Consider the following 14,058-nt stretch of genomic DNA (forward strand, 5'->3'; position numbering starts at 1 on the left):
CATTTAAATATGGAGAAAGAGGAATCTGCATGAAAAATATTTTTAAAAATTTAACTGTACAGGTGGTATTCGCCATCTTTACTGGTATTTTAATTGGATATCTCTTCCCTGATTTTGGTGTTCAATTAAAAATCCTAGTAGATATCTTCATAAAAATGATTAAGATGGTCATCGGTCCAATTATTTTCCTTACCATTGTTCTAGGCTTTGCCAGTATGGGGGACATGAAGAAGATCGGAAAAATTGGAACTAAATCATTAATCTATTTTGAAGTTGTGACAACTTTTGCCTTAGTCATTGGGTTAGTGGTTATGTTAATTGTTAGACCCGGTGATGGATTGGATACAAGTGGTGCTAGTAAAGGTGCTGCCGATGTTGCGAAAATTGCAGAACAAGCAGCAGGAACGAGCCTTACATTCAAAGATTTTATTTTAAGCATTGTCCCAGATAGTGCTATAGGTGCTTTTACAAGTGGTTCCATGCTTCCAATCTTGTTCTTTGCTTTATTGTTCGCCGTAGCGCTTTCTTCTTTGGGGGACACCGGAAAACCACTTATTGTTTTCTTCGAAAAAATCAATGACGTGTTTTTTAAGATCGTTTCTATGATTATGAGAGTTTCTCCTTTGGCTGCTGGTGGAGCTATGGCATATACAATCGGGAATTTCGGTATTGAATCTCTTTTCTCTCTCGGTAAAATGCTAGGTGCTGTTTACGCTACGATGTTTGTATTTGTTGTCGTTGTATTGGGGGCTATATGCAAGTTTTACGGGTTTAGCATTTTTAACTTAATTAAACATATCAAAGAGGAGATTATACTTGTTCTAGGAACCTCTTCTTCGGAGTCTGCTTTGCCAAGTTTAATAGATAAAATGCAAAAGTATGGTTGTTCTAAGTCAATTACTGGCTTTGTAGTTCCTACTGGATATGCATTTAACCCAGATGGACAGTGTATTTATTACACTATGGCCTGTTTGTTTATCGCCCAAGCCTATGGCATCGACCTTTCATGGACGCAAATTGCCATAGTGCTCGGGGTGCTAATGCTTACCTCTAAAGGTTCTGCAGGAGTAACTGGTTCTGCCATTATTACATTAGCCGCAACGTTGACATCTCTTCCAGGCAGTCCAATTCCAGTTGAGGGTATAGCTCTGTTATTGGGTGTAGACCGCTTTATGTCAGAGGCACGTGCTATAACCAACCTAATTGGTAACGCAGTGGCAACAGTTGTGCTCGCGAAAAGCGAGAATCAGTTTAACCATTTAAAGGAATATTCAGCTGAAGATAATGTGTCTTGATTCAGTGAAAAGTTTGAACTATTGTTTTTCGTAAATGGATTTTCTGATAGGACTCCTTGAATAGCAGAGTGGAATGGTTCTAATGAAGAAACCCAGCTAATCTTCTTATGCGAAGGTAGCTGGGTTTTAAAGTTGGATGCACAACACACAAGCAGATATATGTTTAATAGGTTACTACGATAAAACCGCAGCCTATTCATTAGGATCGTTTTAGTGGTTTAGGCCTTATTCACGATTTGTTTACTTTATTCCTTTTGTAATTGCGTAATCTCCTATTTTCATATAATACCGGCCACTTTTCTTTTCAATAATCTTGGCTTGTTCAAGCTTTCCATCTTCACTGTACAGTTTTACTGATCGAATTCCATCACTTTCGATTTTCCCATAAATAACGGGAAGGCGATTTTCCAAATGTCCTTTATGATCATAATCGTAGAAAACATCTTGATAAACGGTAATTAAGTTATCCTCTTCATGCTCCCAGTGATTATGTCCGGCATTTTCCCAGCCGTCCTGATCATTTCCTTTTAAAAAGGCAACAGTCACAGTATCGAATTCGCCTTGATTATTTTTCTGACTTGTTACATAGAGGAGAATGACGCCTTTCTTTACCCTTTCTTTATGGATGATTTCCTTTACATTAAATGGGATGTCCTTTTCTATCACTTCACCCATTGTAGCTCTAGAACAAGCTGCCAATATAAGGATCGTTATTAAAAGAGGCATGATCCGCTTAAGCTTCACTTAACTCCCCTCCGTTCTTCCGCATCCTTATCATTTAATGTAAAAATATTGTGAAACATGCTTATTTTCATATATTTGTGCGAATATAACTATTTTTCACACAAAAAAGCGATTACCTTAAAGTAACCGCCCTCACTCACCTTCTACAATTTTTGCAAATTCCTCAAGACTGGTTGAATACTTTATATATATTCTCGGTAAAAGATACAACTCGTTTTTTATTCCCTCTTCAGAAAATAATTCTGGAGTCGTTGTCAGTCCGAACATATAGTACTTCTTTGTTTCTTCTATAATCTTGTTGTTGAAATTTCCATATGGATACGCTAAAGCAATAACAGGTTTCCTTGTTATTTTTTCAATTTTGTCCTTTGATTGCTTCAACTCATATTCATAATTTGTTATTTTCGTTAAATCCGGATGGGTCGCAGTATGGGACTGGATAGATATTACCCCTGAATCAGCCATCATTTTCAAATCCGATTTCGATAATCGGTTAGAGCGTCCAATAAAATCAGAAATAACAAAAATCGTTCCTGCGGGCTTAAAATGTTCATTTTTTACCTTTTGAAAAATAGCCAATACATTTAAGTTGTTTTTGTAGCCGTCATCTAAGGTAATGAAAATTGGTTTGTTCACTTTATGAATATCTTTCCAGCGTTCAAAAGTTAATAACGTGAAGCCATGTTCTCGCAAATACATCATTTGCTTCTCAAAATTCTCTGGCGTCACATATAACTCTTTAGAGCCATGGCCATGGAACTCGTCAATGGAGTGATAAATTAAAATCGGTATTTTTGGAGCCGCCAAGGCTTGTGATGGAGTAAATAAGATAAGAAGGCACAGAAAAAACATTGCAGTCTTTTTCAAAAAAATTCCTCGCTTCATCTATTTTCTTATCTTTATTATTCCTAAAATTAATTTTTTTACCGACCAATCTCAAACACAGCTAATTATAAAAGGTTTATTCGGGAAGCTTATAAAGCATGGTTCCTGATTTTTGTGACATTAAAAAATGAAACTCCTAATAAGATCTAATCTTTACTAGAAGTTTCACTTTTATTGATTTATCCAACTGTCTTATCGAAAAAGCTCATTCGCGGATTTAAGTACTGGTTCGGACTTTTCAATTGAAAGCAGTTTGCTTTTTCGGAAAAGTCTATTTTTAAATTCTCATCGAGAAACACTTCTTTTGATTTTTCTATGTAGATGCTGCCTACATCCGTTTTAACTTCCCAATCATCTTTATCTAATTCGCTCACTAGCCAAAGAGCGGTTACTCCGCTTACAACACATCCACAGCCGTCTGTATCGTATTTAAGCTTTAAATAGCCGCTTTTGCCAGCAAGTTTTTCTTTAATTTTTCTTGCTGCTAGCTCGGTTATGGTAATATTCATTTTGTATATCCCCTTGCCTGCTTTTTCCTTATTGTAGCATACTCCTCTTCAAAATCTTTATTTGCTTTTTGCAGCTTTACCTTATATGATGAAAGATAAAAGTGGAAATTTCGTGAAAGGATGGATATGAATGACTAAGGTAACAATTAAAGTGAATGATAACGGCTCTTACCGTATTACGGGGGATGTGGAGTTAATTGATGCAGAGGGAAATCAATTTGAAACAAAGCAAACTTTCTCGCTTTGCCGCTGTGGCATGTCCGCGAAAGCACCATTCTGCGACGGATCGCATAAAGGCAAATTTGACTCTGTTGTTCGTGCGCCGAAAACTGAAGAAGTGTAAATAATTTAAACGGGGACTCTTATCCCCGTTTTTCTATTTCCTTCCCAGCTTTTGCAGGAGCTACTTCATCTTCCTCCGTGATCCCCCGCAGAATTTCCCGATCCATCAGGTTGCTGTCATCTCCGGCACCTGGTAAAACATGAGCCATTGGAAGCTGCTCGAGTTCTTTTCCTCTTGGCATACGAAAACACCTCCTTCTTGTTAAGGTGCTTCTTCCCGAGAGTCTTTAATCATTTTTCGATTACACAAGGGAATTAGAGTCAGGCTTGAAGCATATGTTCCAGCAACCGTTTAATCGATTCTAATTTACGCTTTGGATAAATGATATAACTTTGTATAATTGGCGGCTTCGTTTTTGAGCGAAAGGGAAGCGACACAAGTTCACCTCTTTGTATGAATGTATCTGCTATTACGGATGGCAATAGTCCCAGAAAGTGGTCGCTGAGTAAATATTGGATATATAAGGAGGCATGATCGACCATTAAAGAATGCGTTTCCTTTCCAACGTTCTCTTCAAACCACTGTTTATAACTTGGTCCCCAATCCATATGAATATAGGGAGATTCACTTAAATTAGCCAAATCGACTTCATTCGTAAAATTAGAATCTGCATTTGTAACAAGTTTAATTTCTTCTTTCTTAAATGGAAGAACCTCGATTTCTGAATGTGTCGGTGGAATAAGGACGACTCCAAAATCAATCATCCCATCGAGAATGTGCTGAACGATATCCCATGAATGTCCTGTAATGAATCGAAGCGCTGTTCTTGGGTGCTTTGCTTGGAACTCTTTCATTATTGGAAACAGCAAATAATCCCATAATGAATGCAAGCTTCCTATGACTAATGAGTCTTCAAAGGTTTCTTCCATTCCCACTTTTCTTGATCCTTCATCAACGAGCTCTATAATTCTCTTTGCATAGTCAAGCAACTCTTTACCCGTAGTGGTAAGAAGAACTTGTCGATTATCTCGCTCAAATAATTGCTTTCCAAGCGCTTGTTCTAATGCTTTGATACGCATTGTAACGGTTGATTGGGATATAAACATTAATTCTGCAGATTTCGTAAAATTTTTCGTCTGAGCGACAGACAAGAAAGCACGCAGCTGTTGAATTTCCACTTTATTCATCCTTATAATTAGTTTTCTTAATTAATACCATTATAATTATGCGTTATACAAATGACAATTGTACTGATACACTTTTAATAGATTCGTTTTGGATGAAAGGTGAGAACTTGATGAGAGCCATACGATTGTTACTAGTAAATTCATTTCTTATGAATGTCAGTTTTTTTGCATTTATTCCGTTTTTATCTGCCTATATTACTGGGAGTTTAGCGCTTTCTGCAGGAATTGCCGGAGTGATTCTAATGATTCGCCAGTTGACACAGCAAGGCACCTCATTTTTATCAGGGATGCTTGGGGATCGGTTTGATTATCGAATTCTAATTAGTACGGGGATGATTTTACGCGGAGCAGGCTTTCTGCTATTTTCATTTTGTACGACTCCGATGGAATTAATTGTTGCAGCTGTTATTACTGGTATAGGCGGTTCCTTGTTTGAGCCTACAAGTAAAGCTGCTATGTCCATTTTCACTCCCCCGTCCAAACGCGGTGATATTTTTGCGCTAGATAAAATCGTTCGCCATTCAGGGATTATATGTGCTGGGATATTAGGTGGAATACTATTGCAGCTCGACTTTTTCTTTTCTTCCTTCGTATGCGGCGGGATTTTTGTTTTCAGCGGGCTGATTACTTTTTCAATTTTACCTAAAGAAAACGTAAATGTACCGAAGCAATCCTTTAAGGACTCTTGGCAGAAGGTCAAGTCTGACCGGCTGTTTATTTATTTTACGATTAGTATGATTGGATTTTGGTTTATGTTTATGCAGTTGTATTTGACTATTCCTCTGCATGCTGCCAAGGTGTTTAACAGCCCAACATTTGTATCGAGCCTGTTTATCGTCTATGGGATGATTGTCGTTTTTCTTCAATACCCTTTGCAAAAATGGACGAAAAAGTTTTCGCGATTATCGGTTATTAAAGTAGGGATGGGTATCATGGGTACAGGAATATTGCTAATTGGAATGTCTGATAGCTTCCTAATCTTTTGGGGTGGTTTCTGTGCATATGCTGTTGGCATTATGCTTGTGGAACCAACCTCATACGAATATACTTCGGAAATTGCTCCTCCACAGTTTTCCGCTAGCTATTTTGGCTTTTCGCTGCTTGCAATGGCGATTGGAGGCAGCTTGAGTCAAGGTGCCGGTGGATGGATGTATGAGCATATGCCACATGTAAATTGGATCATTTGTACTTTAGCGGGACTCATTTCAGCGATTGGCATTCAATGGTTGCAATGGATATTAAGAAAAAATATCCAATTTAGAGAGAGTAAAAATGAAACCTATTTTATGTAAAAACGTAATTATATTAAATCACCGAATAAAGGAGGGCCTAATATGAAGGGTATTTTCAGACTATCGCTTTTATTCACTATGATTATAGGTTTAATCGCTTGTAGTAGTAAAGAAGTCGTAAAAGAAGAGGATGTTTTGAATCTTGTTAAAGACTACAAAACAGAACAATACAACATCAAAGACCCTTCTAACTCGCCAACTGGAGTTGAAATAGGTGAAAAGGTAAAAAAATACTTCTTAGAAAAAGAGTTTGAAAAACAAATGGCTAATCGAGTTTTTCAAATAGCACCTGATATAGCGAAAAAAACAAATAAAAGTATCGAATTAAATGATGTTATACTTGAAAAGGGAAAAGAAAATGAAGATGGGACAATTGATTACAATTACACACTAAAATTGAAGTTTTATGATGATCATTCCAATGATGTTATTGAGAAAAAAGGACAATTAACAATTGAAGGATTAAAAATAACTCGTGACTGGGAAGAACGAACGACTAAAATTGGAAATGAAGTTTTTTAAAATAACCAAAAAGAAGCACTGATGTGCTTCTTTTTATTATTAAAATCTTTTCTAATTACCAGTTAGTTTATACTGTTATTTGCGTTGTTATATGGTTTCCCTCCTAAAACGGAACCCGCTATTAATATTCCCCCCGTTTTTTCATTTCCTTCCCAACTTTTGCAGGAGTCACCTCTTCTTCCTCCGTTATCCCCCGCAGAATTTCTCGATCCATCCGACTGCTATCATCCCCTGCACCTGGAGCAACATTGGCCATTGGCAGCTGTTCGAGCTCTTTTCCTCTTGGCATACGAAAAACACCTCCTTCTATGTTAAGGTGCTTCTCCTTAAGTATCTTTAATCATTGCATTACTTTTGTTTACTCAGCAACCCGCACATCAGCTATATCAGAAATATGAATCCGGTGTACCTCCTCAAATCTGTCCACAATATGCAGCTTCTGGTTCATTTCATCCCAAAAGTGAATACTCCCAATCACAAGCTCATAATTTTTATGACGATAATGAGTGATCGCAACGCTTTTCCTAAATTCCATAGCCTCCGAAATGATTACGTTCATATTCTCCAGATTTTGCTCGTCTATTTCCCGTACTTGCTCGTACGTATCCTCCTTCGCCCAGTCTCTCAATAATTTCACATGTTCTGGGAGCATCATGGATGTCCATTTGATTCTGCCCCGATCCCGAATCACGTTACTCCCTCCTTCACTACATTTTATGACCGCCAACTAGTGTTGCCCGGTGCTTAGCTGTGCCCGCATTTGTATAGGATACTGCTCTTAAAAGGGCGCCTGCGCCGAACTTAGATCTGATATAGTCAACTGTATAACCAAGCTCCCTCTTCTTCCAGCCATTTCTATCAAAAAGATTTAGCTGCATTTCTTTATCATCGACAAGCTTTCCAATGGAGAGAGAAATTTGTCGTACTGTTTTTCCTTCATAAAATTGCTGAAAAAGCTGGATACATACACGATAAATATCCATAGTTACGTTTGTCGGAGCGTCAATCGTTTTCGAACGGTAAAAACCGCCCCCGAATTCATCTTGGCTGTAGCCGATCCCAAAGCTAATCGTCCTTCCTGCCTTCCGGTGATTCCGCGCTCTTCTAGCGACTTCCTCACACATCTCAAGGATGACGTGCCTAATTTCACGCTCTTCTTTATAATCCCTGAGTAAAATTTGGCTTTTTCCGAAGCTAATTTGTCCCTCCATGATCGGAGCCCCGATTTCAGAGAGATCAATTCCCCATGCGTGATGGTAAAGCTGATTTCCCATGATGCCGAATTTCTTTTCGAGCTTCTCTAAATCATAGCGGGCAAGCTGGCCGACTGTGAAAATCCCCATTCCGTTCAGCGTTTTTTCCACACGGCGCCCGATCCCCCACATCTCCCTTAACGGAGAGACCGGCCACAATTTCGTTTGAACATCCTCATATGTCCACTCAGCAATGCCGAATTTTTTCGCCTCCAAATCAAGACAAAGCTTTGCAAGCAGCATATTAGGCCCAATTCCAATGGCGCATGGCAGCTGAAATTCGCGCTCAATATCATCCCTTATCTTCCGAGCTATCGCAAAAGCATCGCCCCAAAGATGCAGAACTCCATCCACCCTAATGAAGCTTTCATCCACACTGTACGTATGAATGGCCTCTTTCGGGACATAACGATTAAATACACGAGTAATTTCAGTCGATATTCTTAAATAAGTCGCCATTTTGGGCTCGGCAATAATGATGCGCGGATCATCCGGAACTTCATAAAGCCTGTTTCCCGTCTTAATGCCGAACTCCTTTTTCATCTTTGGCGATGCCGCTAAGACAACACTCCCCTTCCGCTCCTTTTTCCCAGCGACAACAAGATAGCATTCAAGAGGATCAAGCCCCTCTATAACAGCAGAACAGCTTGCATAAAAGCTTTTCATATCGACACATAATATTTGATTTTTGGGCATCGTATTGTAATCGATCATAACTTTGGCCATCCTCCTTGAAAAACACAGGCTCCTTGCATAAAAGAAAAAGGGAACGTACATTCTTATATATATCCACTATAATAAACGAATATACGTTCTTATTCAATGGAAATTTTACGACTAAATCCCTAAAAATAGGGGGTTTTTGTCATTCAAGTTTTGAATCACTTTGGAAAGAGGGGATATTATCTTTCTCTGTTGTAGTCTCTGTTATAATCTCTGGTATTGCTTGTGTCATCCTGCCTTCATGTTCGGCGCAAGCTGAAATGCTGTGCTATTTGGCCCATTATGATCAGACGGCTGCTCAATAAGGGCTTTAGCCTCCCCTTCCAATTTTCCCAATCTGGTATCTTCGATTTGCTCAGAGCTCTCAACCTTTATATAGAGAGAATTTGGAGAAAAGGACATTGTTTTTAGCAATTCGGATATTATTAGAACATATAAATTCAACAAGGGAGATGTACGTATGAGAACAGAAAAAGAGAAAATGTTGGCCGGAGAAATGTACAATCCTGCTGATCCAGTATTATTAAAGGACCGTGAGGAAGCAAGACGAAAGGTTAGAATATATAATCAAACTTTAGAGGCTGAAGGAGAAAAACGAACAAAATTATTAAAGGAATTACTCGGTTCAACTGGAAAAAACATATATATTACGTGGTAGTAGGTGGTAATCCAGCTAAAGTAATTAAACAAATTGAAATGTAAACCACATCTTTCGGTGACAAGAGGTGCTTGATTAAGCAGGGAGGTTGTTCCTGTAACTCTATAGAACTTTTTCTAAGACGTTTTGGCATTTCCATTCGTATGAAGCTTAAAGTTGTAATTCGGAGCTGCTCCTTTCATCCAATCATATACGGCATTTTCACATTAAATATTCCTATTTCCCTTCATGAACACTTGTAGAAGTCGTATAATCGACAAGAGGTGACATACGAAAGATGGATAGAAAACTTATTTTTAAAATGATTCAAACATGCTTAAAGCAATATAATGAATCTGTGTCCATGAATAGTGTGGAATTTGAAGAAATGTACGAAAAAATAAATTTACAAAAACATGAGGACAAAGAAAGTGATTTGCACGACATTGTGAATGATGTCGTGTATGGGTATATAACGGATTCTCCTTATTTTTAGGGAGGAAATAAAAAGTTGCTTTTATTTGTGAAAAATATATCTATCAAAATAGAAGTGGCTACCGCGTTAAGTATATTTTACAGATCACAGGCATCAGAATAGGAATGTGATGCCCTTCCGGCGTAAGTATCAACTTAAGCGGTAACCAGAAGGAGCAACTGGTGACCGCGCCTAGCTTATTTTACAGATCACAGGCATTAGAATAGGAATGTGATGCCCGGTCCAAACCGTTCATTTTTGATTAAACATCTTTCTTCCAAGTCGTTCAAACAAACGTGGAAAGAGAGCATAAACGATACTACCAGCATTCATCCAGCGCGGCAAATTAATTTCTCGTACAGGTGTGAGCATAGCATCTACCACTTTTTTTGCTACATATTCCGGCTTCAGCATAAACCTTTTTACATTTTTAACATATGTCCCTTTTTCATCAGCGATTGTAAAAAAATTCGTTTCAATCGGCCCTGGATTGATAGCCGTCACATACACATGGTGTTTAGCCATCTCCATCCGAAGGCTGTTTGTATAGCCGAGTACAGCATGCTTCGTCGCTGAGTAGACACTTGATTTGGGTGTAGCGATTTTCCCGGCCTGGGAAGCGATATTAATAATATGGCCGCTCCCTTGCTGCTGCATGATAGGTAAAACCATACTCGTACAAGCCATTAAACCAACGACATTAACAGCAAACATCCCTTTCACATCATCGATTTTTGCCTCATACGCCTCGCGGAAAATTCCGTATCCGGCGTTGTTAACAAGGACATCCACTCGTCCAAGCTGCTCCACAATTTTTGCAAAAACCGCCTGAATCTCATCCGTGTTGGAAACATCGAGCTTATGTACATCGACCTTTACTTGAAATCTTGCTTCGAGATCAGTCTTTTGCTGATTTAATTTTTCAAGGTTTCGGGCAAGCAATACGAGGTTTGCCCCTCTCTCCGCACAAAGAGAGGCCATCTCTGCACCGATTCCTCCCGACGCCCCAGTAATAATGATATTTTTATTTTTTAAACGTTCTAACATTTTTCACCTCATTAAGTACAGTACATGGAAACTATGATTCTAATCCTATGCGGAAAAGTAAAAGGCTTTCCCCGCTTTATTGATACCAATTTCCCCTAATGCATCCAAATAGTCAAGCTGGGCAATTGTTTCCGAGATTGTCAAACCGAACTCCCGCTCATACACAGAGGGAAAAAGGCGCTGGCAAATTTCAAAAACAGTAAGGGGCTCAGCTAGCAGCCACTTTTTCACTTGCATCGCGCGTTCATGCTGGCGCTCTAGTCTTTTCTCAATGAGTTCATTCACTTCATAAATCTCATCGCCATGCCCGGAATAAACAAGCTGGATAGGGAACCGTTTTAGTTTCTTCAATGATTCATTATATTGCAGCAGCGGCTTTGGACGCTTTGTATCACCCGGCAGAGGCGGTTCCATTAATGGATTCGGAGAGATATGGGCGAGCAGATGATCTCCGCCAATAAAGATCCCGTCCTTTTCCCGAAATAATCCGATTTGGCTTTGGGCATGCCCAGGGGTTTCAATAATCGTCCAGCCTTCAAGACCTGGCGGAGTATCCCCTTCCTTCAATTCACCTGTAAGAGAACGGCTGCATGAAAAACGAAGCGACTTTTTTAGCGAGCCAATAAACGGTAAATATTTTTCTGGAACTCCACATTTTGGAAAAAGGTCAAAATAGAAATCATCATGAGCCTTTAAGAATTCATCCGTCCGCCATAACCATCTTTCATTAAAACGATGACCATATACTTCTAAACTTGGCGGAAAAAAATCTAAAAGACCAGCATGATCGGGATGATGATGAGTAAGGACAACCTGTTCAATATCATGAGAAGATAAGTTTAAATCCTTCAACTGTGCATTTAATGCCTCCCACGCCTCATCTGTTTTCGGTCCAACATCAACAAGCGTAAGCCTATCTCCCTTAATAACATATACATTGACATCCCCAACAGCAAAAGGTGTCGGGATGACTAATTTAGCAATGCCATTTTTCCATTCGGCCATTTCTTCAACTCCTAAAAATACTATATCTGAATAAATAATATCAAATCATTTCGGTTTATAAACATAAGTTTACCTTTAATCCTATCAGTTGTCATTATTTTCACATAATTAAACCCCATAAAAAAAATCCCCCAATTCCGCAATGGGAGATCCGCTATTCTAACATATTCTCTGAATCAAATCCACAGAATTATTCTTTGGTGAATTGACGAGTGAAGATACTTCATACGTCTCCATCAAGTCTTTATCAAGCGGCTTCAACAATTGATCTAAATGGGCTGTATCTGTGATTGTACGATCGAGCCAGATTTTTTCATTTTCCGGCTTTAAAATGGCAGGCATACGATCATGAACGTCTTTTACAAGTTCATTTGGAGTTGTTGTAATGACAGAACAGGTGAAAATGGATTTCCCTTGTGGAGATTTCCATTGCTCCCAGATCCCCGCCATCGCAAAGAGCTCGTCTGACTTTAGTTTAATTCGCATCGGAGTCTTCATTTGATCGTCATGCCTTTTCCATTCATAGAAGCTGTCAGCAATAATTAGGCAGCGCCGATTCTTATAGGCATTGCGAAAACTCGGCTTTTCATTTAATGTTTCGGCTCGGGCATTAATCATTTTGTAACCGATTTTCTCGTCTTTAGCCCAAGAAGGAATAAGTCCCCATCTTAAGAAGCCTAATCTGTTTTTGCTGCCGTCGTTAATCACCGATAATACAGATTGAGAAGGAGCCACATTATAGCTCGGGGAAAATAAATCTTCTTGAATAAATTGCTCGATATCAAAGCGGTCAATTATTTGTTCGAAAGTAGCTGTTAATGTGAAACGGCCGCACATGAGAATCACCTCAAAATTTTGTTTTGTTTATTTTATCAGGAATTAACGGTTACAATCAAAATAGGTTAAAGAGTCCTCGTAAAGTATCTAATATCATTTTAGTACAGCAAAACAAAAGGGGTAGCAATCAACTAATAAACTATGAATTGCTAACCCTTACTTTTAATCTATTATCTTTTTAAGGAGAAGTGTGATTTATTGCAATTTCCCTCTACACTCTATCAATAGCTCTTCCGCGATTTCATCTTCCGAGATTAGAAAGGCTTTTTCATATAAATTACAAACTGGACAAATATGATTGGGGATGATTTGCACTTTATCTCCTACATTCACTTGATTGCTGAAATCCTCATTGTAAATGATAGCATGTTCATCAAAGACACCATAAATATAAACATCGTCAAATTCTTTAATACGACCAAGACCTTTTGTTTTTGTAAGTCCTCTACTTCTAGTTTGAGCTGTAATTCCTTTCGCTCCTACATCTGTAATAACTCGTTCCTTAGTTGGCTTACTAATGATTGTCGTAAGAACTGATGCTGCACATCGGTCATATGTACCGATTACATTTGCCTGGGAGGAATCCATAAAAATATAAGTTCCTGGTCTGATTTCCGTTACACCTTTTGGTATTTCGAATTTTAGCATGAAAGGTGGGGTAGAACCGATACTTACGACTTTTGGTTTGAGGTCCATCTCTTCTGCTATTTCCGCAAAATGCAATGTTCTTTTTACACTTGCAATATAAAGCTCTCTACATTCATCTAGATTTTCTGCCTTATAAGTATGTCCATCATGGGAAAAAACGCCTTTAAATTCAACGTTTTTACACCCCTTCACAGCATTTAATAAAGTACGAAAATCATTTTCTTCAATAATCCCAGAGCGTTCCTCTCCAACCTCAATTTCCACAAGCACTTGAGCTTTTTTCTTTGCTCCTTCGAAAACTTCTTCTATTTCAGTTACATGATAGATATTATCAATACCAAAAGAGATATCAATGATCTCAGATAGTTTTCTAATTCGTTCAATTTTTGATTTACCGACAATCTCATTGGCAATAAAAATGTTCTTTAAACCATTTTTAGCCATCACCTCGGCTTCCCCTACTTTTGCTACCGTAATACCTACAGCACCTAACTCCTCTTGTAATTGGGCTAGCTTAGGTATTTTATGAGTTTTGGTATGGGGGCGCAAATTCACTTTATATTTGTCAGCATAATTTTGCATTGAATAAAGATTATCCATCATTATTTTTCTATCAATTAAAAGTGCGGGTGTTTCTAACTCAAAATATTTCATCTGTCTCTCTCCTTTATAGCTGCTATAGCTTCAATCTTCACAATACATCCAGCGTAAAAAAG

The 14,058-nt window shown here is 38.4% G+C and carries 17 protein-coding genes and 1 pseudogene; 6 read left to right on the top strand and 12 right to left on the bottom strand.

Going from position 1 to position 14,058, the window contains the following annotated elements:
• The first annotated feature begins 29 nt into the window (after nucleotides 1–29).
• Entirely contained in the window at nucleotides 30–1,295 is a 1,266-nt protein-coding gene (gene dctA, locus F7731_RS02250) for a C4-dicarboxylate transporter DctA (RefSeq protein WP_151533146.1), read from the top strand.
• Nucleotides 1,296–1,535: 240 nt separating this feature from the next.
• Here the strand turns inward: dctA and F7731_RS02255 are convergent, their stop codons facing one another.
• The 3 genes from F7731_RS02255 to F7731_RS02265 form a co-directional block, all read right to left on the bottom strand.
• Nucleotides 1,536–2,039: a hypothetical protein gene (locus tag F7731_RS02255; protein ID WP_246197116.1), complete on the bottom strand. Its 504-nt coding sequence runs from the start codon at nucleotides 2,037–2,039 to the stop codon at nucleotides 1,536–1,538.
• A 132-nt stretch (nucleotides 2,040–2,171) separates the two neighbouring features.
• The gene (locus tag F7731_RS02260; RefSeq protein ID WP_151533147.1) at nucleotides 2,172–2,906 is read right to left on the bottom strand and encodes a polysaccharide deacetylase family protein; all 735 of its coding nucleotides are present in this window, start codon (nucleotides 2,904–2,906) and stop codon (nucleotides 2,172–2,174) included.
• A 197-nt stretch (nucleotides 2,907–3,103) separates the two neighbouring features.
• Complete coding sequence (locus F7731_RS02265) at nucleotides 3,104–3,433, bottom strand: iron-sulfur cluster biosynthesis family protein (protein ID WP_151533148.1); 330 nt, start codon at nucleotides 3,431–3,433, stop codon at nucleotides 3,104–3,106.
• A gap of 130 nt (nucleotides 3,434–3,563) precedes the next feature.
• Between F7731_RS02265 and F7731_RS02270 the strand changes: the two genes are divergently transcribed.
• Entirely contained in the window at nucleotides 3,564–3,776 is a 213-nt protein-coding gene (locus F7731_RS02270) for a CDGSH iron-sulfur domain-containing protein (RefSeq protein WP_151533149.1), read from the top strand.
• A 19-nt stretch (nucleotides 3,777–3,795) separates the two neighbouring features.
• Here the strand turns inward: F7731_RS02270 and F7731_RS26315 are convergent, their stop codons facing one another.
• Nucleotides 3,796–3,957 (bottom strand): hypothetical protein, encoded by a 162-nt coding sequence (locus tag F7731_RS26315; RefSeq protein WP_170289625.1) that lies wholly within the window; start codon nucleotides 3,955–3,957, stop codon nucleotides 3,796–3,798.
• A 79-nt stretch (nucleotides 3,958–4,036) separates the two neighbouring features.
• Nucleotides 4,037–4,894, bottom strand: coding sequence for a LysR family transcriptional regulator (locus F7731_RS02275; protein WP_170289626.1), 858 nt, complete (start codon nucleotides 4,892–4,894; stop codon nucleotides 4,037–4,039).
• A 119-nt stretch (nucleotides 4,895–5,013) separates the two neighbouring features.
• Here F7731_RS02275 and F7731_RS02280 point away from each other — a divergent pair, with 119 nt between their 5' ends.
• Together F7731_RS02280 and F7731_RS02285 are read left to right on the top strand one after the other, a co-directional pair.
• Complete coding sequence (locus F7731_RS02280; RefSeq protein WP_170289627.1) at nucleotides 5,014–6,195, top strand: MDR family MFS transporter; 1,182 nt, start codon at nucleotides 5,014–5,016, stop codon at nucleotides 6,193–6,195.
• A 42-nt stretch (nucleotides 6,196–6,237) separates the two neighbouring features.
• Nucleotides 6,238–6,717: a hypothetical protein gene (locus F7731_RS02285; protein WP_151533152.1), complete on the top strand. Its 480-nt coding sequence runs from the start codon at nucleotides 6,238–6,240 to the stop codon at nucleotides 6,715–6,717.
• 121 nt (nucleotides 6,718–6,838) lie between these two features.
• Here the strand turns inward: F7731_RS02285 and F7731_RS26320 are convergent, their stop codons facing one another.
• The 3 genes from F7731_RS26320 to F7731_RS02295 form a co-directional block, all read right to left on the bottom strand.
• On the bottom strand, nucleotides 6,839–7,006 hold the full coding sequence (locus F7731_RS26320) for a hypothetical protein (RefSeq protein ID WP_170289628.1): 168 nt from the start codon (nucleotides 7,004–7,006) through the stop codon (nucleotides 6,839–6,841).
• Between the two features lie 69 nt (nucleotides 7,007–7,075).
• On the bottom strand, nucleotides 7,076–7,408 hold the full coding sequence (locus F7731_RS02290; protein ID WP_151533153.1) for a YolD-like family protein: 333 nt from the start codon (nucleotides 7,406–7,408) through the stop codon (nucleotides 7,076–7,078).
• Nucleotides 7,409–7,424: 16 nt separating this feature from the next.
• Nucleotides 7,425–8,684, bottom strand: coding sequence for a Y-family DNA polymerase (locus F7731_RS02295; protein WP_151533709.1), 1,260 nt, complete (start codon nucleotides 8,682–8,684; stop codon nucleotides 7,425–7,427).
• 469 nt (nucleotides 8,685–9,153) lie between these two features.
• Here F7731_RS02295 and F7731_RS02300 point away from each other — a divergent pair.
• Both F7731_RS02300 and F7731_RS02305 read left to right on the top strand, forming a co-directional pair.
• A pseudogene (locus F7731_RS02300) lies at nucleotides 9,154–9,342 on the top strand (maltose acetyltransferase domain-containing protein); the annotation flags it as partial.
• A gap of 286 nt (nucleotides 9,343–9,628) precedes the next feature.
• The gene (locus tag F7731_RS02305) at nucleotides 9,629–9,826 is read left to right on the top strand and encodes a YqzH family protein (protein WP_151533154.1); all 198 of its coding nucleotides are present in this window, start codon (nucleotides 9,629–9,631) and stop codon (nucleotides 9,824–9,826) included.
• A gap of 231 nt (nucleotides 9,827–10,057) precedes the next feature.
• Here the strand turns inward: F7731_RS02305 and F7731_RS02310 are convergent, their stop codons facing one another.
• From F7731_RS02310 to F7731_RS02325, 4 genes are all read right to left on the bottom strand, one after another.
• A complete protein-coding gene (locus tag F7731_RS02310) occupies nucleotides 10,058–10,852 on the bottom strand; it encodes an SDR family NAD(P)-dependent oxidoreductase (RefSeq protein ID WP_151533155.1) in 795 nt (264 codons plus the stop codon).
• A 45-nt stretch (nucleotides 10,853–10,897) separates the two neighbouring features.
• Nucleotides 10,898–11,857, bottom strand: coding sequence for an MBL fold metallo-hydrolase (locus tag F7731_RS02315; protein ID WP_151533156.1), 960 nt, complete (start codon nucleotides 11,855–11,857; stop codon nucleotides 10,898–10,900).
• A gap of 159 nt (nucleotides 11,858–12,016) precedes the next feature.
• Nucleotides 12,017–12,694 carry an SOS response-associated peptidase gene (locus F7731_RS02320; RefSeq protein WP_151533157.1) on the bottom strand — a complete coding sequence of 226 codons (678 nt, stop codon included), beginning with the start codon at nucleotides 12,692–12,694 and terminating at the stop codon, nucleotides 12,017–12,019.
• A gap of 195 nt (nucleotides 12,695–12,889) precedes the next feature.
• Nucleotides 12,890–13,996 (bottom strand): D-TA family PLP-dependent enzyme, encoded by a 1,107-nt coding sequence (locus tag F7731_RS02325; protein ID WP_151533158.1) that lies wholly within the window; start codon nucleotides 13,994–13,996, stop codon nucleotides 12,890–12,892.
• Between the last annotated feature and the right edge of the window lie 62 nt (nucleotides 13,997–14,058).

It is taken from the genome of Cytobacillus depressus (assembly GCF_008923245.1).
GTDB lineage: Bacteria > Bacillota > Bacilli > Bacillales > Cytobacillaceae > Cytobacillus > Cytobacillus depressus.

Excerpts from the sequence above, each read along its gene's own strand:
- F7731_RS02295 (WP_151533709.1), bottom strand. The coding sequence starts at position 8,684 with ATGATCGATTACAATACGATGCCCAAAAATCAAATATTATGTGTCGAT.
- F7731_RS02265 (WP_151533148.1), bottom strand. The coding sequence starts at position 3,433 with ATGAATATTACCATAACCGAGCTAGCAGCAAGAAAAATTAAAGAAAAA.
- F7731_RS02280 (WP_170289627.1), top strand. The coding sequence starts at position 5,014 with ATGAGAGCCATACGATTGTTACTAGTAAATTCATTTCTTATGAATGTC.
- F7731_RS02325 (WP_151533158.1), bottom strand. The coding sequence starts at position 13,996 with ATGAAATATTTTGAGTTAGAAACACCCGCACTTTTAATTGATAGAAAA.
- F7731_RS02310 (WP_151533155.1), bottom strand. The coding sequence starts at position 10,852 with ATGTTAGAACGTTTAAAAAATAAAAATATCATTATTACTGGGGCGTCG.
- F7731_RS02270 (WP_151533149.1), top strand. The coding sequence starts at position 3,564 with ATGACTAAGGTAACAATTAAAGTGAATGATAACGGCTCTTACCGTATT.
- F7731_RS02320 (WP_151533157.1), bottom strand. The coding sequence starts at position 12,694 with ATGTGCGGCCGTTTCACATTAACAGCTACTTTCGAACAAATAATTGAC.
- F7731_RS02315 (WP_151533156.1), bottom strand. The coding sequence starts at position 11,857 with ATGGCCGAATGGAAAAATGGCATTGCTAAATTAGTCATCCCGACACCT.
- F7731_RS26315 (WP_170289625.1), bottom strand. The coding sequence starts at position 3,957 with ATGCCAAGAGGAAAAGAACTCGAGCAGCTTCCAATGGCTCATGTTTTA.
- F7731_RS26320 (WP_170289628.1), bottom strand. The coding sequence starts at position 7,006 with ATGCCAAGAGGAAAAGAGCTCGAACAGCTGCCAATGGCCAATGTTGCT.
- F7731_RS02305 (WP_151533154.1), top strand. The coding sequence starts at position 9,629 with ATGGATAGAAAACTTATTTTTAAAATGATTCAAACATGCTTAAAGCAA.
- dctA (WP_151533146.1), top strand. The coding sequence starts at position 30 with ATGAAAAATATTTTTAAAAATTTAACTGTACAGGTGGTATTCGCCATC.
- F7731_RS02285 (WP_151533152.1), top strand. The coding sequence starts at position 6,238 with ATGAAGGGTATTTTCAGACTATCGCTTTTATTCACTATGATTATAGGT.